18 protein-coding genes are annotated in these 21,311 nt (G+C 65.2%); 10 read left to right on the top strand and 8 right to left on the bottom strand.

Annotated elements, in window-relative coordinates:
- The first annotated feature begins 38 nt into the window (after nucleotides 1-38).
- The 7 genes from LDO41_RS10740 (at nucleotide 39) to LDO41_RS10710 (ending at nucleotide 8,534) form a co-directional block, all read left to right on the top strand.
- Nucleotides 39-2,027 (top strand): AMP-dependent synthetase/ligase, encoded by a 1,989-nt coding sequence (locus tag LDO41_RS10740; RefSeq protein WP_223986689.1) that lies wholly within the window; start codon nucleotides 39-41, stop codon nucleotides 2,025-2,027.
- A gap of 18 nt (nucleotides 2,028-2,045) precedes the next feature.
- Entirely contained in the window at nucleotides 2,046-3,002 is a 957-nt protein-coding gene (locus LDO41_RS10735; RefSeq protein ID WP_377741756.1) for an ABC transporter ATP-binding protein, read from the top strand.
- Between the two features lie 19 nt (nucleotides 3,003-3,021).
- On the top strand, nucleotides 3,022-3,936 hold the full coding sequence (locus LDO41_RS10730; protein ID WP_223986672.1) for a branched-chain amino acid ABC transporter permease: 915 nt from the start codon (nucleotides 3,022-3,024) through the stop codon (nucleotides 3,934-3,936).
- Between the two features lie 12 nt (nucleotides 3,937-3,948).
- On the top strand, nucleotides 3,949-5,025 hold the full coding sequence (locus tag LDO41_RS10725) for a branched-chain amino acid ABC transporter permease (RefSeq protein ID WP_223986669.1): 1,077 nt from the start codon (nucleotides 3,949-3,951) through the stop codon (nucleotides 5,023-5,025).
- 65 nt (nucleotides 5,026-5,090) lie between these two features.
- Nucleotides 5,091-6,428 (top strand): ABC transporter substrate-binding protein, encoded by a 1,338-nt coding sequence (locus LDO41_RS10720; RefSeq protein ID WP_223986666.1) that lies wholly within the window; start codon nucleotides 5,091-5,093, stop codon nucleotides 6,426-6,428.
- Nucleotides 6,429-6,432: 4 nt separating this feature from the next.
- Nucleotides 6,433-7,242, top strand: coding sequence for an ABC transporter ATP-binding protein (locus LDO41_RS10715; protein WP_223986653.1), 810 nt, complete (start codon nucleotides 6,433-6,435; stop codon nucleotides 7,240-7,242).
- An 11-nt stretch (nucleotides 7,243-7,253) separates the two neighbouring features.
- Entirely contained in the window at nucleotides 7,254-8,534 is a 1,281-nt protein-coding gene (locus LDO41_RS10710) for a phenylacetate--CoA ligase family protein (protein WP_223986649.1), read from the top strand.
- Here the strand turns inward: LDO41_RS10710 and LDO41_RS10705 are convergent.
- From LDO41_RS10705 to LDO41_RS10675, 7 genes are all read right to left on the bottom strand, one after another.
- Nucleotides 8,525-8,953, bottom strand: coding sequence for a YbaN family protein (locus LDO41_RS10705; protein ID WP_223986632.1), 429 nt, complete (start codon nucleotides 8,951-8,953; stop codon nucleotides 8,525-8,527). The two genes, LDO41_RS10710 and LDO41_RS10705, sit on opposite strands and share 10 nt — an antisense overlap.
- Nucleotides 8,919-9,896 (bottom strand): NAD(P)H-dependent flavin oxidoreductase, encoded by a 978-nt coding sequence (locus tag LDO41_RS10700; RefSeq protein WP_223986629.1) that lies wholly within the window; start codon nucleotides 9,894-9,896, stop codon nucleotides 8,919-8,921. Before LDO41_RS10700 ends, LDO41_RS10705 begins: the two co-directional genes overlap by 35 nt.
- Nucleotides 9,897-10,129: 233 nt before the next feature.
- On the bottom strand, nucleotides 10,130-11,323 hold the full coding sequence (locus LDO41_RS10695) for a class I SAM-dependent rRNA methyltransferase (protein WP_223986628.1): 1,194 nt from the start codon (nucleotides 11,321-11,323) through the stop codon (nucleotides 10,130-10,132).
- Nucleotides 11,324-11,647, bottom strand: a complete 324-nt coding sequence (locus tag LDO41_RS10690; RefSeq protein ID WP_223986625.1) for a DUF493 family protein — start codon at nucleotides 11,645-11,647, stop codon at nucleotides 11,324-11,326. It lies immediately after the preceding gene.
- 31 nt (nucleotides 11,648-11,678) lie between these two features.
- Entirely contained in the window at nucleotides 11,679-12,869 is a 1,191-nt protein-coding gene (locus LDO41_RS10685; RefSeq protein WP_223986622.1) for a D-alanyl-D-alanine carboxypeptidase family protein, read from the bottom strand.
- 35 nt (nucleotides 12,870-12,904) lie between these two features.
- Complete coding sequence (locus LDO41_RS10680; RefSeq protein WP_223986618.1) at nucleotides 12,905-13,558, bottom strand: alpha/beta hydrolase; 654 nt, start codon at nucleotides 13,556-13,558, stop codon at nucleotides 12,905-12,907.
- A 72-nt stretch (nucleotides 13,559-13,630) separates the two neighbouring features.
- Nucleotides 13,631-13,948 carry a (2Fe-2S) ferredoxin domain-containing protein gene (locus tag LDO41_RS10675; protein ID WP_223986615.1) on the bottom strand — a complete coding sequence of 106 codons (318 nt, stop codon included), beginning with the start codon at nucleotides 13,946-13,948 and terminating at the stop codon, nucleotides 13,631-13,633.
- Nucleotides 13,949-14,349: 401 nt separating this feature from the next.
- Here LDO41_RS10675 and LDO41_RS10670 point away from each other — a divergent pair, with 401 nt between their 5' ends.
- The 3 genes from LDO41_RS10670 to LDO41_RS10660 all read left to right on the top strand — a co-directional run bounded on the left by LDO41_RS10670 (nucleotide 14,350) and on the right by LDO41_RS10660 (nucleotide 19,161).
- Entirely contained in the window at nucleotides 14,350-15,645 is a 1,296-nt protein-coding gene (locus tag LDO41_RS10670) for a dicarboxylate/amino acid:cation symporter (protein WP_223986613.1), read from the top strand.
- A gap of 139 nt (nucleotides 15,646-15,784) precedes the next feature.
- Nucleotides 15,785-17,812 (top strand): sensor histidine kinase, encoded by a 2,028-nt coding sequence (locus LDO41_RS10665; RefSeq protein ID WP_223987078.1) that lies wholly within the window; start codon nucleotides 15,785-15,787, stop codon nucleotides 17,810-17,812.
- Nucleotides 17,813-17,829: 17 nt separating this feature from the next.
- Nucleotides 17,830-19,161 carry a sigma-54-dependent transcriptional regulator gene (locus LDO41_RS10660; protein ID WP_223986610.1) on the top strand — a complete coding sequence of 444 codons (1,332 nt, stop codon included), beginning with the start codon at nucleotides 17,830-17,832 and terminating at the stop codon, nucleotides 19,159-19,161.
- Nucleotides 19,162-19,174: 13 nt separating this feature from the next.
- Here the strand turns inward: LDO41_RS10660 and LDO41_RS10655 are convergent, their stop codons facing one another.
- Nucleotides 19,175-21,271 carry an ATP-dependent helicase gene (locus tag LDO41_RS10655; RefSeq protein ID WP_223986607.1) on the bottom strand — a complete coding sequence of 699 codons (2,097 nt, stop codon included), beginning with the start codon at nucleotides 21,269-21,271 and terminating at the stop codon, nucleotides 19,175-19,177.
- Between the last annotated feature and the right edge of the window lie 40 nt (nucleotides 21,272-21,311).

The raw sequence follows: 21,311 nt of genomic DNA, 5'->3' as shown, positions 1-21,311 counted from the left end.
CGGGCGTGCCCCCACACTGCGGCACAGGAGGTGGAGCGATGCAGCAGTCGTTTGCAGCGACGTTGTCGGCAACGACCTTTCCGCGATTGCTGCTGGCGCATGCCGGGCAGCGGCCAAACCATCCGGCTTACCGCGAGAAGGACCTCGGTATCTGGCAGACTCACAACTGGGCCCAGGTTGCACGCGAGGTGCGCGAAGCCGCGTGCGGGCTCGCGGCGCTCGGCTTTACGCGCGGTATGAACCTCGCCGTGATCGGCGATAACCGGCCGCGTCTGTACTGGGCGATGACCGCCGCGCAGGCGCTCGGCGGTGTACCGGTGCCGCTCTATCAGGATGCGATCGCCAACGAGATGGTGTACGTGCTCGACGACGCAGAGATCGATTTCGCGGTGGTCGAGGATCAGGAGCAGGTGGACAAGCTGCTCGAGGTGGAAGCGCAACTGGCTGCGCGCGGCCGCGCGGTACGCCATCTGATTTACGAGGATCCACGCGGCCTGCGCGATTACGATCATCCGTCGCTGCTGTCCTACGAGCGGTTGCAGGAAATCGGCCGCGAGTACGATCGCACGCATCCGGGCATGTATGACGAGGCGGTGGCCGCGGGCCAGCCTGGCGACACCGCGATCATCCTCTACACGTCGGGTACCACGGGCAAGCCGAAGGGCGTGTGCCACGCGCACGAGGGTCTGATCGGCGCCGCGCGCAACGGCTGCGGTTTCGATGGCCTCGGCCCCGATGACGATGTGCTGTCGTATCTGCCGATGGCATGGGTCGGCGACAACCTGTTCTCGTATGCGCAGGCGATGGTGGCCGGCTTCACGGTGAATTGTCCCGAGTCGCGCGAGACCGTGATGACCGACCTGCGCGAGATCGGCCCCACGTATTACTTCGCGCCGCCGCGCATCTACGAAGGCCTGCTCACGCAGGTGATGATCCGCATGGAAGATGCGGGATGGATCAAGCGCAAGCTGTTCCATTGGGCGATGGCCGTGGCCCGCCGCTGCGGCGCGGATCTGCTCGACGGTCGTCACGTTGCGCCGGTCGAGCGCCTGCGCTATGCGGTGGGTGCTGCGCTGATCTTCGGTCCGCTGCGCAACGTGCTCGGCATGAGCCGCATCCGTGTGGCCTACACCGCGGGCGAGGCCATCGGGCCCGATCTGTTCCGCTTCTATCGCTCGATTGGCGTCAACCTGAAGCAGTTCTACGGGCAGACCGAGACCTGCGCCTACGTCTGCCTGCAGCCGGACGGTCAGGTCAAGTTCGATTCCGTGGGGCCGGCCGCGCCTGGCATGGAGATCCGCATCGCCGACAACGGCGAGGTGCTGGTGCGCGGCGTGGGCCTGCTCAAGGCGTACTACAAGCGTCCCGATGCCACGCGCGAAGCGATCAACGACGACGGCTACTTCATGACCGGCGACGCTGGCGTGATCGATGCCGATGGTCACCTGAAGATCATCGATCGCGCGAAGGACGTCGGCAAGCTCGCCGACGGCTCGATGTTCGCGCCGAAGTACATCGAGAACAAGCTCAAGTTCTTCCCGTACATCAAGGAGGCGGTGGCCTTCGGCGCGGAGCGCGCGCACGTGACCGCCTTTATCAATATCGACTTCGACGCGGTCGGCAACTGGGCCGAACGGCGCCATCTGGCGTATGCGGGCTACGTCGACCTCGCCGGGCAGCCCGAGGTGATCGCGATGATCGCCGAATGCGTCGCGCAGGTGAACGCGGACCTTGCCAACGATCCGATGCTTGCCGGCTCGCAGATCGCGCGCTTCCTGATACTGCACAAGGAACTGGACCCCGACGACGACGAGCTCACGCGCACGCGCAAGGTGCGCCGCGGCTTTATCGCTGAGAAGTATGCCGTGCTGATCGACGCGCTCTATACAGGCGCGACCGAGCAGTTCATCGAGACGCGCGTCAAGTTCGAGGACGGGCGCGAAGGCAGCGTGTCCGCCACGCTGAAACTGGTGGAGGCCACGCGGTTTCTGCCGGGCCACACGCCAGGCGCCACGCGTGCAGCCTAACCCGAACGGAGCGATGGCATGACACAGATGGCACGGACCCGCGCGGACAGCCCCCCACCAGGGGGTACGCAGACGATGAGCGCGCACACCACGACCGGCACGATCGCATCGCCCGCGCAAGGTGCGGGCTCTCCGCACACCCCTTGTGCGGAGGTGCGGCCCGGCGAAGCGCTGGACCCTCGCATGCCGACGCGCGCGCACACGCGTGGCGACGTGATTCTGGACCTGCAGCACATCTCGCTGGCGTTCGGCGGTGTGAAGGCGCTGACCGACATCTCGTTCGATGTGTGCGAGCACGAGATCCGCGCGATCATCGGCCCCAACGGTGCGGGCAAGAGTTCGATGCTCAACGTGATCAATGGCGTGTATCACCCGCAGCAGGGACGCATCGTATTCCGCGGCGAGGAGCGCCGGCAGATGCATCCGACCGCGGCCGCGCGCCAGGGCATTGCGCGCACGTTCCAGAACATCGCGCTGTTCAAGGGCATGACGGTGCTCGACAACATCATGACCGGGCGCAACACGCTGTTCCGCAGCGGCATCCTCGCGCACGCGCTGTGGTGGGGACCCGCGCGCGCGGAGGAGATGCGTCACCGGCGCAAGGTCGAGGAGGTGATCGATTTCCTCGAAATTCAGGCCATCCGCAAGACGCCGGTGGGACGGTTGCCATACGGCTTGCAAAAGCGCGTGGAACTCGCGCGCGCGCTCGCGGCCGAGCCATCGATGCTGCTGCTCGACGAGCCGATGGCCGGCATGAACGTCGAGGAGAAGCAGGACATGTGCCGCTTCATCCTGGACGTCAACCAGCAGTTCGGCACGACCATCGTACTGATCGAGCATGACATGGGCGTGGTCATGGATATCTCGGACCGCGTGGTCGTGCTCGACTACGGCAAGAAGATCGGCGACGGCACGCCGGAAGAGGTGAAGGCCAATCCGGACGTCATCCGCGCCTATCTCGGCGCGTCGCACTAAACCAGCGCGGGCATCGAACATGACTTTCTTCTTTGAAATTCTGCTGGGCGGGTTGCTGTCGGGACTGATGTACTCGCTCGTCGCGCTGGGCTTCGTGCTGATCTACAAGGCGTCCGGCGTGTTCAACTTCGCGCAGGGCGCGATGGTGTACTTTGCCGCGCTCGCGGTGGTCGGCCTGATGGACAAGGGCATGCCGATGTGGGCCGCGGTCATCGGCGCCTTCGTGGTGATGGTGCTGGTCGGCATCGGCACCGAACGACTCGTGCTGCGTAAGCTCGTCAACCAGCCGCCGATCACGCTATTCATGGCGACCATCGGGCTGTCGTTCTTCCTCGAAGGACTCGGGCCGCTGCTGTTTGGCAACGAGGTGCGGCCGATCCAGCTCGGCATCGTCGATGAGCCGATCGAGCCGATCCTCACGCACTTCAATATCGTGATATCGAAGTTCGACCTCGCGGCCGCAGGCATCGCCGCGATCCTGGTAGGCTCGCTCGCGCTGTTCTTCCAGTACACCAAGGTCGGACGCGCGCTGCGCGCGGTGGCCGACGATCACCAGGCCGCGCTTTCGCTCGGCATTCCGCTGCAGCATATCTGGGCCATCGTGTGGGGCGTGGCGGGCTTTGTCGCGCTGGTGGCCGGCATGCTCTGGGGCTCGCGCAACGGCGTGCAGTTCGCGCTGACGCTGACCGCGCTCAAGGCGCTGCCGGTGCTGATCCTCGGCGGCTTTACCTCGGTGCCTGGCGCGATCGTCGGCGGCCTGATCATCGGCGCGTCGGAGAAGCTGGCGGAAATCTATATCCCGCCGGTGTTCCAGTCGATGTTCGGGGGCAACTTCGGTGGCATCGAGGGCTGGTTCCCGTATGTGTTCGCACTGCTGTTTCTTCTCGTCAGGCCTGAGGGGCTGTTCGGCGAGAAGCACATCGATCGGGTCTGAGGAGCAGGGACAATGTTCTATCGTGAAGCGGGCCAGTTCAAGACCTCATACGTCGCCGACAGCCAGATCTTCCCCATCCGTCAGGACCGCATCGGCTTCGCGTTCGCGATGGCGATCGCATTCGTTGCCGTGCCGTTCCTCGGCAGCGAATACTGGTTCAACGCGATCCTGATTCCGTTCCTGATCTTCTCGCTGGCCGCGCTCGGGCTCAACATCCTCACCGGCTACGCGGGCCAGCTCTCGCTCGGCACGGCCGCATTCATGGCCGTGGGCGCGTACGCCGCGTACAACTTCCAGCTACGTATCGAAGGGCTGCCGGTGCTGCTCACCTTCGTGCTGGCGGGTCTCTCCGCGGCCCTTGTGGGCGTGGCGTTCGGGCTACCCTCGCTGCGCATCAAGGGGTTTTACCTCGCGGTGGCCACGCTGGCCGCGCAGTTCTTCGTGGTGTGGGCGCTGACCAAGTTTCCCTGGTTCTCGAACAACAGCTCCTCGGGCGTGATTACGGCCCAGCGGCTGGACCTGTTCGGCCTGCCGCTCGACACGCCGGTGCGCAAATACCTGTTCGTGCTCGGCGTGGTGACCGTGCTCGCGCTGCTGGCCAAGAACCTCGTACGCTCGGCCACGGGCCGCGCATGGATGGCGGTGCGCGACATGGACGTGGCTGCGGAGGTCATTGGCATTCCGCTGATGCGCACCAAGCTGCTGGCCTTTGCGGTCAGTTCGTTCTACTGCGGCGTGGCGGGCGCGCTGTACGCGTTCTGCTACCTCGGCTCGGTGGAGCCGGATGGGTTCTCGCTGGACCTGTCGTTCCGCGTGCTGTTCATGATCATCATCGGCGGGGTGGGCAGCATTCTCGGCTCGTTCCTCGGCGCGGCGTTCATCCTGCTGCTGCCGATCTTTCTCGACAACGTGCTGCCGGCGCTCGCCACGACGCTCAACCTGCCGTTCACCAACGCCACTGTTTCGCATATCCAGCTGATGGTGTTCGGCGGCCTGATCATCTTCTTCCTGATCGTCGAGCCGCACGGGCTCGCGCGCCTGTGGCAGATCGGCAAGGAGAAGCTGCGCCTGTGGCCATTTCCACATTGAGCCGCACCGAAGGGATTTCGAGGGGTAGTAGCAAAACAACAAACATCAGGAACAGGAGACAAGTCATGGCATTCGAGATCCGCAATTTGTGGCGTGTCGCGCTCGCGGCGGCTACCGCCGTGGCGCTGCTCGCGCCGGCCGGCGCCGCATTCGCGCAGACCAACGAGCAGTTTGTCGCGCTGCCCAGCTATCGCGTCGGCCCCTACGGCGCCAACGGCCAGTCGTTCTACGGTGGCTTTATCGACTACCTCAACTACGTGAACCTCAAGGACGGCGGCGTCAACGGCGTCAAGCTGTCGTGGGAGGAGTGCGAGACCGAGTACAACAACGCCAAGGGCGTCGAGTGCTATGAGCGTTTGAAGGCCAAGAACGCGACCACCAAAGGCACGGCCTATCACTCGATGTCGACGGGCATCTCGTACGCGCTGGTGGACAAGACCGCGGCCGACAAGGTCCCGCTGGTCATGATGGGCTATGGCCGCACCGACGCGGTGGACGGCTCGGTGTTCCCATACGCATTCCCGCTCGTCACCACGTATCAGATGCAGGTGTCGGCCATCGTCAAATACCTGCAGACGAAGAGCGGCGGTTCGCTCGCGGGCAAGAAGATCGTCTACCTGTATCACGACTCGGCATACGGCAAGGAGCCGATCGTCGCGTTGCAGGCGGAGTCCAAGCTCAACAAGTTCAACCTCGTCGAGATTCCGGTGGCGCACCCCGGCAACGAGCAGGGCGCGCAGTGGCTGCGCATTCGCCAGGAGAATCCGGACTACGTGATCTTCTGGGGCTGGGGTGTGATGAACCAGACCGCGCTCAAGGCGGCGCAGAAGGTCGGCTTCTCGCGCGACAAGATGATCGGCTCGTGGTGGGCCGGCTCGGAAGAGGACACCGTGCCCGCCGGCGACGCGGCCAAGGGGTATCTGAGCGCGACGTGGAACGTGGCGGGCCGCAACGTGCCGCTGATCGCCGATATCGACAAGGTGGTCTACGGCGCCAACAAGGGCAATATGCAGGACCGCAACAAGGTGGGCTCGGTGCTCTACAACCGTGGCGTATCGGCGGCCGTGGTGACGGTGGAAGCGATTCGCGTTGCGCAGGACAAGTTCGGCAAGGGCAAACCGATGAACGGCGATCAGATGCGCTGGGCCTTCGAGAACCTCAACGTGACCAACGCGCGTCTGCAGCAGCTCGGCGCCACCGGATTGCTGCCCGAGATCAAGACGTCGTGCGAGAACCACGAGGGCTCGGGCAAGGTGAAGATTCAGCAGTGGGACGGCAGCAAGTGGGTCGTGGTGTCGGACTGGATCGAAGGCAACAAGGCGCTGATCCACCCGCTGTTCAAGGCCAACGCGGCGCAATACGCGAAGGAGAAGGGCATCACGCCGGGCTGCGTGAAGTCCTGACGCCATGCTCACCGTCAACAATATCGAGGTCATCTACGACCACGTGATCCTCGTGCTCAAGGGCGTCTCGCTCGAAGTGCCCGAGGGTCGTATCGTGGCCCTGCTCGGCGCCAATGGCGCCGGCAAGACCACCACGCTCAAGGCCATCTCCAACCTGCTGCACGCCGAGCGTGGTGACGTGACCAAGGGCTCCATCACCTACCGCGGGGATCGCGTCGATCAGCTCACGCCGAACGACCTCGTGCGGCGCGGTGTGATCCAGGTGATGGAGGGGCGCCACTGCTTTGCGCACCTGACCATCGAGGAGAACCTGCTGACCGGTGCATACACGCGCGGGCTGTCCCGCGCGGCCACGCGCGACGAGCTCGAGAAGATCTATGACTACTTCCCGCGGCTGAAGACGCGACGCAAGTCGCAGGCCGGGTACACGTCGGGCGGCGAGCAGCAGATGTGTGCGATCGGCCGGGCGATGATGGCCAAGCCCGCGATGATCCTGCTCGACGAGCCATCGATGGGGCTCGCGCCGCAGATCGTCGAGGAGATCTTCGAGATCGTGCGCGACCTCAACGGGCGCGAGCGCGTGAGCTTTCTGCTGGCGGAGCAGAACACGATGGTGGCGCTGCGCTATGCGGACTATGGCTACATCCTCGAGAACGGCCGCGTGGTGATGGATGGCGATGCCGAGTCGCTGCGCACCAACGAGGACGTCAAGGAGTTCTACCTCGGCGTGGCGGCGAACGATGCGGAAGGCGCCGCGCGCAAGTCGTTCCGCGACGTAAAGAGCTATCGCCGCCGCAAACGCTGGCTGGCGTGAAGGATCGATTCATGGACACCAATCAGATGGCCGCCGCGGGCACCGGCGAGTATTTCGACGCGCTCGAAACACGCGAGCCGGAAGCGCGCGAACACGCGCAACTTGCCGCGTTGTCGCGACAGGTCGCGCATGCGCAGTCCCACGCGACGTATTTCGCCGAGGTACTCGGCCACATCGATGCGCGCGACGTCCATACGCGCGAGGCGCTTGCACAGCTACCGGTCACGCGCAAGTCCGAACTGACCGCGCGCCAACGTCTGGCGCCCCCGCTTGGCGGGCTCAACGCCACGCCGATCGGCGGCCTGCGTCATCTGTTCCGCTCGCCGGGTCCAATCCACGAACCCGATGGCCATTCGGGCGACTGGTGGCGCGTGGCGCGCGCGATGTACGCCGCGGGTTTTCGTGCGGGGGAACTGGTCTACAACACGTTCTCGTATCACTTCACGCCGGCCGGCATGATGATGGAAACCGGCGCGCACCGCCTCGGCTGCTGTGTGTTCCCCGCCGGCGTCGGGCAGACCGAGTCGCAGGTGGAAGCGTTGGCCAGCTTGCAGCCCTCCGCCTATGCGGGTACGCCATCGTTCCTCAAGCTGCTGCTCGAGCGAGGTGCCGAGATGGGGCAGCCCTGCGCGAGCCTGTCCAAGGCGTTGGTCTCGGGCGAGGCCTGTCCGCCGCCGCTGCGCGCGTGGCTGCACGACCACGGCGTGACCGCGCGCCAGATGTACGGCACCGCCGACCTCGGCCTGATCGCCTACGAGACCGAGGGTGGCGATGGCTGGATCGTCGATGAGGGCGTGTTGGTGGAGATCGTCGAGCCCGGCGGCACGCAGCCGATGCCCGATGGCGAGATCGGTGAAGTGGTGGTAACCGTGCTCGCCAATGGCGACTATCCGCTGATCCGCTTCGGCACTGGCGACCTGTCGGCGATCGTGGCCGATTCGCCGCAGCGTGCGAGTCCGTGCGGCCGCACCAATATCCGGCTCAAGGGGTGGCTCGGCCGCGCGGACCAGACCACCAAGGTCAAGGGCATGTTCGTCTATCCGGGGCAGGTGGCGGAGGTGGTACGGCGCCATCCGGAAGTGCGTGCCGCGCGGCTCGTGGTGACGGGCACCGTGGGTGCGGACACCATGACGCTGCATTGCGATGCGACGCGGCAGGACGACGCACTGGCCACGGCCATCGGCACGTCATTGCGCGAGGTGTTGCGCCTGCGCGGCGAGGTAAGGTTCGTGGCCGAAGGCGCGTTGCCGCAGGACGGCAAGACCATCGAGGACGCGCGTCGTTACGACTGAGACGAGGATCGGCTTGCCGGCGCGCGCGTCGGCAGCCGCAGCATCCAGATGCTCACCGCGAGCGCGATGCCGATCAGCGTGAGGGAAGCATAAGGGCGCGCGCGCAGGAACCACGCGGTGGTCCCCATCGACACCCACATTGTCGACAGCGCGAACACCTTGGCACGCCAGGGAATCGCGCGATGCTTCTGCCAGTCGAGGATGGTGGGCCCGAAGCGCGGATGCGAAACGAGCCAGGTATGAAAGCGCGCCGAGCCGCGCGCGAAACACGCGGCGGCCAGCAGCACGAACGGCGTGGTCGGCAGCAGCGGCAGGAAGATGCCGATGATGCCGAGCACCAGGCTGATGACGCCCAGGGTGACCCAGAGCGCCCTGACGGGACGACTATAGCGAGAGTGCGAGCCGGGCTCTTGCGGCATCGTATTCGGTCTTCATGCGCGCGACGATCTCGCCCGCGGTTGGAATATCGTGGATCTGTCCCACGCCCTGGCCTGCGCCCCAGATGTCCTTCCAAGCCTTGGTCTTGGAGCTACCGCTCGAGAAATCCATCTTGGACTTGTCCGCGACCGGCAGGTTTTCCGGATCGAGCCCCGAATTGAGGATGCTCTCGCGGATGTAGTTGCCATGCACGCCCGTGAACAGGTTGGTGTAGATGATATCCGCCGCGGCCGAATGCGTGATCGAATGCTTGTATTCGGGGCTTGCATGCGCTTCCTGCGATGCGATAAAGCGCGTGCCGACGTACGCGAAGTCGGCGCCCATCGCCTGGGCCGCCAGCACGGCATCGCCAGTGGCGATCGAGCCCGACAGCGCGATCGGGCCATCGAAGATGCGACGCACTTCGCCCACGAGCGCGAACGGCGACATCATGCCCGCATGGCCCCCCGCACCGGCCGCGACGAGGATCAGGCCATCGACGCCGGCCTCGATCGCCTTCTCCGCATGGCGCAGGTTGATCACGTCGTGCAGCACGATGCCGCCATAGCTGTGCACGGCATCGATCATCTCCTTGGGCGGCGCGCGCAGCGACGTGATGAAGATCGGCACCTTGTGTTCGACGCACACCTTGATGTCATGCTCCAGCCGCGCATTGGAAGCGTGCACGATCTGGTTCACCGCGATCGGGCCCACGCGCGCGCCAGGGTTCGCCGCCACATGCGCGGCCAGTTCCTCCTGCATCATCGTCAGCCATTCGTCGAGCAGCTCCGCGGGCCGCGCATTGAGCGCCGGAAACGAACCGACGATCCCGGCCTTGCACTGCGCCAGCACGAGCTCGGGATAGCTCACGATAAACATCGGTGAGGCAATGACAGGCAGGGCCAGATCTTGCAGAACCGGTGGCAGGTGCTTGGCGGCGGGCATGAGGTCTCCTTTTTTGCGAACGATCGTTCGACGATCGGTCGATTATAGGGAGTTTCGTGGCGGCTATCGCTAGTGGCAGTCGTCTAGTTTCAGGCAAAAAAATGCCCCGCAGGTCTTACCTGCGGGGCAATTACCACGAAGACTGATAAGAAGAGGCGGTGGGGCACCTGCCAATGCTTCCACCGCGAAGCCAATGATAGGTGGCCATTGTTACCGTCCCAAGACAGTCAGCTTCAGATCTTTTCGAGAAGCAGGCCCTTTAGATATTCGCCTTCCGGGAAGGCCGCGGACATCGGATGATCGGTGCCGGCCGACAGGCGGCGCAGGATGCGGGCATCCGCGCGCGCATCGGTGGCGGCGCCCGCCACGATCTTCTGGAACAGTTCCATGCTGATCGCACCCGAGCACGAATACGTGAACAGCAGCCCGCCCGGCCGCAGCAATTGCATGCCGACCAGGTTGATCTCCTTGTACGCGCGCGCGGCCCGCTCGATATGCTGCGCGGACGGCGCGAACTTCGGCGGATCGAGCACGATCAGGTCGAACTGGCGGCCCTCGGCGCGGAACTGCCGCAGCGTCTTGAACACGTCGGCATCGAGCCACGTGGCACGTTCCGCGTCGAAGCCGTTCAGCGTGACGTTGTTGGCGGCGATCTTGAGCGCCTCACCCGACGAGTCGATCGACGTTACGGCCGTCGCACCGCCACGCAACGCGGCCAGCGAGAAGCCGCCCGTGTAGCAGAAGCAGTTCAGCACTTCGCGACCCTGCGCGAGATCGCCGACCAGCTTGCGGTTGTCGCGCTGGTCGACGTAGAAGCCGGTCTTGTGGCCGTTGCGCACGTCCACGTAGTAGCGCACCCCGTGCTCGGTCACCGACAGCTCGGGATCGGGCTCGGCGCCGGCGAGCACGCCGGTCACCAACGGCAGCCCTTCGCGCTCGCGCACGGCCGCGTCGGAACGCTCGTACACGTTGGGGCAGCCGGTCTCCTTGACCAGCGCCTGCACGATCGCGCTCTTCCACTGCTCCACACCGGCGGAGTTGAACTGGCACACCAGCTGGCCACGCTCGCCCGTGCCGTAGTAATCGACGATCAGGCCCGGCAAGCGGTCCGATTCGCCGAACACGATCCGCACGGCGCTGGTGTCGTGTACCCATTGCTTGCGATGCGCAAGCGCGCTGGCCACGCGCCGTTTGATCAGCGCGTGATCGACGGGCTCGTCCTCGTCGAAGGTCCATACCCGTACGCGGATCTGCGACTCGGGGCTATAGGCCCCGCGCGCCAGAAAGCGTCCGTCGGCGGCGCGCACCGTCACGGTGGCGCCCGGCTCGCAACGACCGGTGGTGGTGGCAATACCCGTGGCATAGACCCACGGATGGCGCCGGAGCAGGGACTTCTCCTTGCCCGGCTTGAGCGTGATCACATTCACTTACATCACCACCTTGACCATCGGGTGCGAGCTCAGCGCGCGGTACAGGTTGTCGAGCTGTTCGCGGCTCGTCGCCCGTACCGTCACCGTCAGGCCCAGGTAGTTGCCGTTGCGCGACGGACGCATTTCCATCTTGCCGGCGTCAAATTCGGGATCGAAGCCTCGCACGACTTCCACGATGGTTTCGGCGAAACCATCCTGCATCGCGCCCATGACCTTGATCGGAAAATCGCTCGGGTATTCGATCAGCGACTCGCGTGGCGAGACGCCCTCGGTCGGATCGTCCTTACGGTCGTTGTCTTGATCGTTGGAATCGGTACTCATGCTTTTAATCCTCAGGAGCTCGGTTGCGTCATTACTTGCGCTTGAACCACAGGCGGATGGTGTCCCACAGACGGCCGAAGAAGCCAGCCTCGGGCACTTCCTCGAGCGCGACCACCGGGAACTCGCCGACCTTCGTGGTGCCGTCCATCAGCTTGACGGTACCCACCTGCTGGCCCGCCGAGATCGGCGCGATCAGCAGCTCCTGGCGCTCGAGCACGGGCTTGAGGCGGCCGCCGGTACCCTTGGGCACGGTCACGAACGTCTCGCTGGACACGCCGATCTTGATGGTGCCAGCCTTGCCCTTGTAGATGTCCGGCGTTGCCAGTACCTGGCCCTTGTCGTACAGGCGCAGCGTGTCGAAGAACTGGAAGCCGTAGTTCAGGATCTTCAGGCTTTCCGCGGTACGCGTCTGTTCGCTCACCGTGCCGATCACGATCGACACCAGGCGGCGCGAGCCGTTCGGCACGTTGGCAAGCGGGCGCTTGGCCGAGGAGACCAGGCAGTAGCCGGCGGACTTGGTGTGGCCGGTCTTCACGCCATCGACGGTCGGGTCGATGTACAGCAGGCGATTGCGGTTCGGCTGCCTGATCTTGTTATAGGTGAACTCCTTCTGCGAGTACATCGGGTAGTACTCGGGGAAGTCGTTGATCAGCCGCGTGGTCAGCGTGGCCAGATCCATCGCGGTGGTGTAGTGATTCGGGTCGGGAATACCGTCGGTGTTCGTGAAGTGCGTGCCCTTGAGGCCCATGCGCCCCGCCTCGTCGTTCATCATCTTGACGAAGCCTTCTTCCGAGCCACCCACGGCTTCGGCCAGTGCCAGCGCGGCGTCGTTGCCCGACTGCACGATCAGGCCTAGCAGCAGGTCCTGCACGCTCACGGGCTTGTTCGGCTCGATGAACATGCGCGACTCGTCGCTCTTCACCTTGAGCACGAGCGAGGTCGGCACCACGGTCTGCTCGAGCGTCAGGCGTTTTTCCTTGAGCGCGGCAAAGGCCAGGTACGCGGTCATCAGCTTCGTCAGGGACGCGGGCTCGACGCGCTGGTCGGCGTTCTGCGAGGCAAGCGCCTGGCCGCTGGTCACGTCATAGAGCATCCAGGACTTGGCGGCCACCTGCGGCATCGGCACGCCCTGCGCGAGCACGGCCATCGGAGCGGCGGCCAGCGTGGCGGCAAGCGCGATGGAGGCAAGAGGCGCGAGGTGCGGCATGGCTCTGTTCATCATTGTTCAGTTACCTAAGATTCGAAAAAGTTTGGACGTCAGGCCGACGTGGTCGCCCAGGCGTTTACAACAAGCTGCTTAATGAGGTGCAGCTTGCGATGGAAGAAGTGGTCGGCGCCCGGAATCACGATCACGGGCAGTTCCTGCGGGCGTGCCCAGTCGAACACGCTCGCAAGCGCCACGGTGTCATCGAGCTCGCCGTGAATCACGATGGTATCGGCCGGCACGTCGCAGACTTCCCAGCGGCTGGTGGCGGTGCCGACCAGTACCAGGCGTTGCGCGGGCGTACCCGCTTCGGCGAGCCGGCGCGCCACATGTGTGGTCACGAAACTGCCGAACGAGAAGCCACCGAGCGCGAGCGGCAGCGTGGCGGCATCGGGCGACCATGCGGTCTGCTGGCGCATCCAGTCGATCACCGCCAACTGGTCGTCCTGCTCGCCGATGCCCTTGTCATGCTCGCCCTCGGTGCCGCCCACGCCGCGGAAGTTCGGCCGCACGGTGGCATAGCCCAGCGCCACGAACGTGCGCGCCAGCGTCTGCGCCACCTTGTTGTCCTTGGTGCCGGCGAACAGCGGATGGGGATGCGCCACCAGCGCGAGACCGCGCACGGGAGCGTTCTGCGGACGATCGACCGAAATATCGATGGCGCCGACGGGGCCGGCGATGGAGAGAACCTCGGTGTGCGCGTTCATGTTATCGGGCAGGAGTACGACAGGAAGGGTGGCAGTGCGGGTGAAGCTGACTGATCGATCTCAACAACGACCTTAGCGATCGACCATCAAACGCTCGACCGGCTTACCGTTCACCAGATGGCTCTCGATAATCTCGTCGATGTCCTGCTCGTCGACGAAGGTGTACCAGACGGCCTCGGGGTAGACCACGAGTACCGGGCCGAGTTCACATCGGTCGAGACACCCGGCCTGGTTGATCCGCACGCGCCCTTCGCCCGAGATGCCAAGCTCCTTGCAACGCTTCTTGGCGTACTGCTGCATCTCTTTGGCGTTGTGGTCGGCGCAGCATGCCTTGCCGTTCTCGCGCTGGTTCAGGCAGAAAAATACGTGGTGTTGGAAGTGGCTGCTCATGCGTCGGCGGGGGGACGTCCGGGGAAGCTCGCAATTATACGTGCACGCACACGCGCTACTGCCCGAAACGGCTGCCCGGATTTCCGGAATCCGATGCGTTCGCTGGCCTGTCAGAAGCCCTCACGTGACGCCGTCAACGCTTTCCTCAGTGCGAAAAGTGCTTTTTAAATCTCTATTTCTTCCGGATCTCCGGACCGGCCGTTTCCGGAATTCCGGAAAGTCGGAGCCTTGGCGCGCACCCCCAGAAAAAAATGCTTTTCAATCAATGCGTTGCGATCGATGTATGCACTGGCATGCGGGTTGCAAACAGTTACAACCAGACGCGTCGCAATTCCGAGACGTGCGGAAAATCGGTTGCCGGGTCGCGGCATCCGTCACGGTCAAATACCGAGGACGACATCATGAGGAAACCCTTTTACAAGATCCTGTATGCGCAGGTGATCTTCGCCATCATCGTCGGCATCGTGCTGGGCCATTTCTGGCCCAACACTGCGGTCGAGATGAAGCCACTCGGCGATGCCTTCATCAAGCTCATCAAGATGATCATCGGTCCGATCATCTTCTGTACCGTCGTTTCCGGCATTGCCGGCATGCGCGATATGAAGAAGGTGGGCCGCGTAGGTGGCAAGGCACTGCTGTACTTTGAAATCGTGTCGACGTTTGCGCTGTTGATCGGCCTGTGCGCCGCGCATCTGCTCAAGCCCGGCGTCGGTTTCAACATCGACCCCGCCACGCTCGACACCAAGGCGATCTCGCAATACGTGTCGAAGGCCCATGGCCAGAGCAGCGTCGAATTCCTGATGCACATCATCCCGGACACGATCTTCAGCGCGTTTGCCAATGGCGACATCCTGCAGATCCTGCTGGTTTCGCTGTTCTTCGGCTCGGCGCTCGGCGTCGTCGGCGACCGCGCGAAGGTGATCCACGACATGGTGGATCAAGTCTCGAAGGTGTTCTTCCACATCGTGCACGTCATCACCAAGGTCGCGCCGATCGGCGCGTTCGGCGCGATGGCCTTCACCATCGGCAAGTACGGTCTGGGCTCGCTGATTCCGCTGCTCAAGCTGATCGGCACGTTCTACTTCACGGCCGTCGTGTTCGTGCTGGTGGTGCTCGGTACCATCGCGCGTTTCACGGGCTTCTCGATCATCCGCTTCGTCGCGTATATCAAGGAAGAACTGCTGATCGTGCTCGGTACCAGCTCGTCGGAAGCCGCGCTGCCGCACCTGATGGAGAAGATGGAACGCCTCGGCTGCTCCAAGCCGGTGGTGGGCCTAGTGGTGCCGACCGGTTATTCGTTCAACCTTGACGGCACCAACATCTACATGACGCTGGCGGTGGTGTTCATCGCGCAGGCCACTGGCATCGACCTGACGCTATGGCAACAGCTGACCATCCTCGCGGTGGCCATGCTGACGTCCAAGGGCGCAAGCGGTGTCACCGGTTCGGGCTTTATCACGCTGGCCGCGACGCTGGCCGTGGTGCCGGACATTCCGGTGGCCGGCATGGTGCTGATTCTCGGTATCGACCGCTTTATGAGCGAGTGCCGCGCGCTGACCAATATCATTGGCAATGGCGTGGCAACGGTGGTGGTGTCCGCATGGGAGCGCGAGCTCGACCGTCCGCGCCTCGCCCGTGTGTTGCGTGGCGACGATGACTCGGCCGGGCTCGCCGACGCCGGTCAGGGCGCCCGCTGACGTGTCGCCTGCGGCGGCTCGTGCTGCCGCGGGGCACGTCAACTCCGGCGCCGATCGTTCGATCGGCGCCGCTTCCCCCGCACCCGCAGGCGATCATCGTCAGCGGGTATCATCGGCGCCAGATCCCCTGCGCGCGCCGATGCCCCATTCCGACGATTTCCTGGCAGTCCACGACCCCGCCGCCCCCGGCGATGCACACCCGCCGCACGCACCGGATGGGTCGGGTGCCATGTCGCGCTGGTGGGCGTTCGCGGCCGCGCTGACGGCCGGGCTACTCGTGCTATGCGCACTCACGTGGCTGATCTCGGTGCAGCGCGGCATTGCCGGGCTGCAACAATCGACCGCCACACGCGCGGATCGCTACGCAGCCACGCTCGAGAGCACGCTCGACCGCTACGAATTCCTTCCCTCTCTGGTCTCGCTGCACCCGTTCGTGCGGGAGCTATTGCGGAATCCGCATGACCAGGCGCGTATCGACGCGGCCAATGCCTACCTCGTCGACGTCAACCGCCGCGCGCGCGCCTCGGCCACCTATGTCATCGGCGCCAACGGCATCGCGCTGGCCGCCAGCAATCATGGCGAGCCGGGCAGCTTCGTCGGCACCGACTACCGTTTCCGTCCGTACTTCCAGATCGCGTCGCGTGGCGAGGTCGGCCGTTTCTATGCGATCGGCGTGACCAGCGACGAGCCCGGCTACTACATCGCGCAGCCGGTGGAGGCGGACGGCAAGGTCATCGGCGTGACGGTGGTCAAGCTCAATCTCGAATGGTTCCAGCGCGCCGGCGGTGGCAGCGCGGAGCCGCTGATGGTCAGCGATGACCACGGCGTGATCTTCCTGTCCTCGGTGCCGGCCTGGCAGTACCGCACGTTGCGGCCGCTGCCGCAGGACCTGCAGGCCGAGCTCTACAACACGCGCCAGTATCACGACAAGGACGTCACGCCGCTGCCGCTGGAGCCGCTGATGTCGCCGATCACGCGCTGGCTCGCCGGCACCACGCTGTCCGACGGCGCGCGGCTGGTGCGCGTGGGCGCCAACCCGCCCGCGCCCCAGACGGCCGGCGCGGCGGCCGGCCCCAGCCTTGAAGACCTCGAAGACGATCATGGCCGCTTCCTCGAAGTCAGCCGCGCGGTGGGCCCCGCGGGATGGACCATGCAGGTGATGGCGCCGCTCGATCCGGTGCTGGCCGCCGCGCGCAATGCGACCATCGGCGCGGCGCTCGCTTACGCGTGCATCTGCCTGATGCTCGTCAACCTGCGCCAGCGCCGTCAGCGCGCGCGCGACATGCAATACAGCCGGCGGTTGCTCGAAGCCGCCTACGACGAACTGGAACGCCGGGTAGAAGCGCGCACGGCAGACCTGATGGCGATCAACGAGCAACTGGAGGGTGAGGTGGTCGAGCGCACGCGCGCGGAGAAGGAACTGCGCGCCACCCAGGACGAACTCGTGCAGGCGAGCAAGCTGGCGGCGCTTGGGCAGATGGCCGCCGGCATCACGCACGAACTCAACCAGCCGCTGGCCGCGCTGCGCACGTTCTCGGACAACACGCGCGTGCTGCTCGAACGTGGCCAGCTCGACGCCGCCACCGGCAACCTTTCCGCGATCGCGGACCTGACCGCGCGCATGGGCAAGATCACGAGCCAGCTCAAGCTGTTCGCGGGCAAGGCGCGGCCGCGGCGCAATGCGGTGCGTGTGCGCGCCGCGATCGATCACGTGCTGGCGATCACGGCGCCGCGCGCCGCCGGCACGGCCATCGTCGTGCACGGCCTTGGCGAGCCCCCCGAGACCGACGATGTCGCGAGCGAGATTGCCGTGTGGGCCGATGAACTCAAGCTCGAGCAGGTGCTGCTGAACCTCGTCGGCAACGCGCTCGATGCGATCGCGTCGGCGCGCGTGGCCGGGCATATCGACATCATCGTGAATACGGACGAGCCGCTCGTCACGGTAGCGGTGCGCGACAACGGCGGCGGCATCGCGGCCGAAGCGCTGCCGCGGCTGTTCGAGCCGTTCTTCACGACCAAGGAAATCGGTCAGGGCCTTGGCCTTGGCCTCGCCATTTCGTCGTCGATCGTGCGCGAGTTCGGTGGGCAGCTGGTGGCGCGCAATGTGGATGGCGGTGCCGAGTTTGTCGTCACGCTGCGGCGGGCCCATCAGCCCGTTCATAGTTAAAGAGCAGGGGTACTGACATGCAAGACGGTCTGAAGGTGTTGTTCGTCGAGGATGAGCCGCTGGTGCGCCAGGCCACCGCGCAGAGCCTCGAACTGGCCGGGTTCTCCGTGCTGGCGCTGCCATCCGCGGAAGCGGCGATGCCGCACCTCGCGCCGGATTTTCCCGGCGTGCTGGTCACCGACGTGCGCCTCTCTGGCGCGAGTGGGCTGGACCTGCTTCATCATTGCCGCAACGTGGCGCCGGGCGTGCCCGTGATTCTGGTCACGGGCCACGGCGATATCACGATGGCCGTGCAGGCGATGCGCGAAGGTGCCTACGATTTCATCGAGAAGCCATTCGGTGCCGACCGCCTGACCGATACCGTGCGGCGCGCGCTCGAACGCCGCGCGCTGGAGCTCGAGAACGTCGCGCTGCGGCGCGAACTGGCCGGGCCTGCGGCGGGCACGCGCATCATTGGCCGTTCGCCGGCCATCGATCAGGTGCGCGCGCTTATCGCCAACGTTGCCGCCACCGATGTGCCCGTCATGATCAATGGGGAGACCGGCACCGGCAAGGAGCTCGCCGCGCGCAGCCTGCACGCGCTGTCCACGCGCCGCGATGCGCCGTTTATCGCGCTCAATTGCGGCGCGGTGCCGGAGTCGATCTTCGAGAGCGAGATGTTTGGCCACGAGGCCGGCGCGTTCACCGGCGCGGGCAAGCGCCGCGTCGGCAAGCTCGAGCATGCGTCGGGCGGCACGCTGTTTCTTGACGAGATCGAGAGCATGCCGCTGGCGCTGCAGGTAAAGCTGCTGCGTGTGCTGCAGGAAGGCACGCTGGAACGGCTCGGCTCCAATGCATCGATTCGCATCGATGTGCGCATCGTCGCGGCGGCCAAGGGCGATATGGAGGCGCTGGTCGAGCAGGGGTTGTTTCGGCAAGACCTCTATTACCGGCTCAACGTCGTCACGATTCCGCTGCCGCCGCTGCGCGACCGGCGCGAGGACATCGTGCCGTTGTTCGAACACTTCATGCTGGTGGCCGCGGTGCGCTACCAACGGCCCGCGCCGATCCTGTCGGAGATGCAGCGGCAGGCGCTGATGCAGCGCCCGTGGCCCGGTAACGTCCGCGAGCTGCGCAATGCGGCCGATCGCTTTGTGCTGGGTGTGCCCGAAGGCAATCACGGCAGGGCGGATGCGCATGATGATCTGCAGCCCGACTCGCAGCCGCTGCGCGAGCGTATGGAGCACTACGAACGCGCGGTCATCGCCGATGTGCTTGCGCGCACCGGCGGCGCGGTCAGCCAGGCCGCCGATCTGCTGCAGGTCGGCAAGGCCACGCTCTACGACAAGATCAAGCGCTACGGCCTTTGAAGACCGCGCGGGACTATTTCCACATCCCGCGCATACGCCCCGCCAGATCCATCTTCGGCAGCGGCGCCTTCGCGGGTGCCTCGCCCGGCATCGGCGGCGGCGGCCACGAGCGGCTGTAGAAATTTGTCATCACGCGGTTCGGCAGAAAGCGAGTGCGCGACGCGTACACATGCTTGTCGCCGAAGCCGACCTGCTGATGCACGTAGAAGCGCTGCGGCACGATCACATCGAGATGATCTTTGGCCCGCGTCATCGCCACATACATCAGTCGTCGTTCTTCCTCGATCTCCTCGGTCGTACCGGTCGCGAGATCGGAGGGCATGCACCCATCCACCGCATTGAGCACGTACACGGCCTTCCACTCCTGCCCCTTGGCCGAATGGATCGTCGACAGGATCAGATAGTCCTCGTCGCGCGACGGCACGCCCGATTCGTCGCTCGACGCGCTGGGCGGGTCTAGCGTCAGCTCGGTCAGAAAGCGTTCGCGCGAGGCATAGGTGGCGGCGATGCGTTCGAGTTGTTGCAGGTCGGCCTGCCGCGCGGCCGCATCGTCGTGCAATCGCTCGAGATGCGGCCCGTACCACGCAATCACCTGCTCGAACGCGGAGGGCCATGCGGTTGTCGGCGCCATCAGCGCATCGGCAAGCGCCAGCAGCTCGGTCCATGCGGGCGCGGCGGCCGGTGGTGGCTCGAACGCCGACAGCGCATCCAGGGGGGCCATCGCGCCATCGAGGCCATCGAGCACGCGCCCGGCGGTCTTGGGCCCGACGCCCGGCAATAACTGCAGCGTGCGAAATCCCGCCATGCGATCGCGCGGATTCTCGAACCAGCGCAGCACGGCCATCACGTCCTTGACGTGTGTGGATTCGAGGAACTTCAACCCGCCGAACTTCACGAACGGGATATTGCGGCGCGCGAGTTCGATCTCGACCTGCGCGCTGTGATCGGCCGCGCGAAACAGCACGGCTTGCGACATCAGCGAGAGTCCCGCCTCGCGCCGCGCAAGCACCTGCTCGACCACAAAGCGCGCCTGATCGGCCTCGTCGTTGACCACCACCACGCCGGGCTTTTCCGCGGATTCGCGCTCGGACCACAGGTCCTTGGTAAAGCGCTCCGCCGCGAGACCGATGACCGCGTTGGCGGCGCGCAGGATCGGCTGCGTCGAGCGATAGTTCTGCGAGAGCGTGACCTGATGCGCGGCCGGCGTAAAGTGCGACGGGAAGTCGAGGATGTTGCGCACCGTGGCACCGCGAAACGCGTAGATCGACTGCGCGTCGTCGCCCACGACGGTCAGGCCACGCCCATCGGGTTTGAGCGCGAGCAGGATCGACGCCTGCAAGGCATTGGTGTCCTGATACTCGTCGACCAGCACATGGTCGAAGCGCGCGCCCATATCCTGCGCGATGGCCGGCTCCTGCATCGCCTGCGCCCAGTACAGCAGCAGGTCGTCGTAATCGAGCACCTGCTGCTTCTGCTTGGCTTCCACGTAGCCCGCGAACAGACCATTGAGCGCCTCGGCCCACATCGTGTAGCGCGGGAATTGCGTCTTCAGCACGACCTCGAGTGGCAACTGCGTATTGACCACGCGCGAATAGATCGCGAGGCAGGTCTCCTTGCGCGGAAAGCGCGAGGTCTGCTCCGACAAGCCGAGGTCGTGCCGCACTACGTGCATCAGGTCGGCCGAGTCGCCGCGATCGCTGATCGTGAACGTCGGCGCCAGGCCCAGCGTCTCCGCATACTCGCGCAGCAGTCGCGCGCCGAGCGCGTGGAACGTGCCTGACCATTGCAAGGCCGCGCGGCCTGCACCGGTCTGCGTGCCGAGCGCCTGATCGACGATGCGTTCGACACGCCGGCCCATTTCGGCGGCGGCGCGACGCGAGAATGTCAGCAGCAGGATGCGGCGCGGATCGGTGCCGCCCAGCACCAGATGCGCGACGCGATGGGCGAGCGTGTTGGTCTTGCCCGAGCCCGCGCCGGCGATGATCAGCAGCGGCGCATCGCCCGCGTGTTCCACGGCCGCGCGCTGCTCGGGGTTGAGCTTGGCCAGATAGGCGGGCGGATCGTCAGGCGACACTGATGAAGTGACGTCGGGGGCAAGTTCAATGGACACGGGAGGGGCGGCGGAGAGAAAGCTGGCGCCCACTGTATAT

This window comes from Cupriavidus pampae, assembly GCF_914271485.1.
In the GTDB taxonomy this organism is placed as follows: Bacteria; Pseudomonadota; Gammaproteobacteria; order Burkholderiales; family Burkholderiaceae; genus Cupriavidus; species Cupriavidus pampae.
Note: the sequence above shows the minus strand (reverse complement) of the source record. Positions and strands in the feature narration are given on the sequence as shown.

Bases quoted from the DNA above. Each gene is read 5' to 3' on its own strand.
- LDO41_RS10690 (WP_223986625.1), bottom strand. From the start codon at position 11,647: ATGAGTACCGATTCCAACGATCAAGACAACGACCGTAAGGACGATCCG.
- LDO41_RS10735 (WP_377741756.1), top strand. From the start codon at position 2,046: ATGACACAGATGGCACGGACCCGCGCGGACAGCCCCCCACCAGGGGGT.
- LDO41_RS10670 (WP_223986613.1), top strand. From the start codon at position 14,350: ATGAGGAAACCCTTTTACAAGATCCTGTATGCGCAGGTGATCTTCGCC.
- LDO41_RS10700 (WP_223986629.1), bottom strand. From the start codon at position 9,896: ATGCCCGCCGCCAAGCACCTGCCACCGGTTCTGCAAGATCTGGCCCTG.
- LDO41_RS10665 (WP_223987078.1), top strand. From the start codon at position 15,785: ATGCCCCATTCCGACGATTTCCTGGCAGTCCACGACCCCGCCGCCCCC.
- LDO41_RS10675 (WP_223986615.1), bottom strand. From the start codon at position 13,948: ATGAGCAGCCACTTCCAACACCACGTATTTTTCTGCCTGAACCAGCGC.
- LDO41_RS10740 (WP_223986689.1), top strand. From the start codon at position 39: ATGCAGCAGTCGTTTGCAGCGACGTTGTCGGCAACGACCTTTCCGCGA.
- LDO41_RS10710 (WP_223986649.1), top strand. From the start codon at position 7,254: ATGGACACCAATCAGATGGCCGCCGCGGGCACCGGCGAGTATTTCGAC.
- LDO41_RS10715 (WP_223986653.1), top strand. From the start codon at position 6,433: ATGCTCACCGTCAACAATATCGAGGTCATCTACGACCACGTGATCCTC.
- LDO41_RS10685 (WP_223986622.1), bottom strand. From the start codon at position 12,869: ATGATGAACAGAGCCATGCCGCACCTCGCGCCTCTTGCCTCCATCGCG.
- LDO41_RS10660 (WP_223986610.1), top strand. From the start codon at position 17,830: ATGCAAGACGGTCTGAAGGTGTTGTTCGTCGAGGATGAGCCGCTGGTG.
- LDO41_RS10720 (WP_223986666.1), top strand. From the start codon at position 5,091: ATGGCATTCGAGATCCGCAATTTGTGGCGTGTCGCGCTCGCGGCGGCT.
- LDO41_RS10725 (WP_223986669.1), top strand. From the start codon at position 3,949: ATGTTCTATCGTGAAGCGGGCCAGTTCAAGACCTCATACGTCGCCGAC.
- LDO41_RS10730 (WP_223986672.1), top strand. From the start codon at position 3,022: ATGACTTTCTTCTTTGAAATTCTGCTGGGCGGGTTGCTGTCGGGACTG.
- LDO41_RS10705 (WP_223986632.1), bottom strand. From the start codon at position 8,953: ATGCCGCAAGAGCCCGGCTCGCACTCTCGCTATAGTCGTCCCGTCAGG.
- LDO41_RS10680 (WP_223986618.1), bottom strand. From the start codon at position 13,558: ATGAACGCGCACACCGAGGTTCTCTCCATCGCCGGCCCCGTCGGCGCC.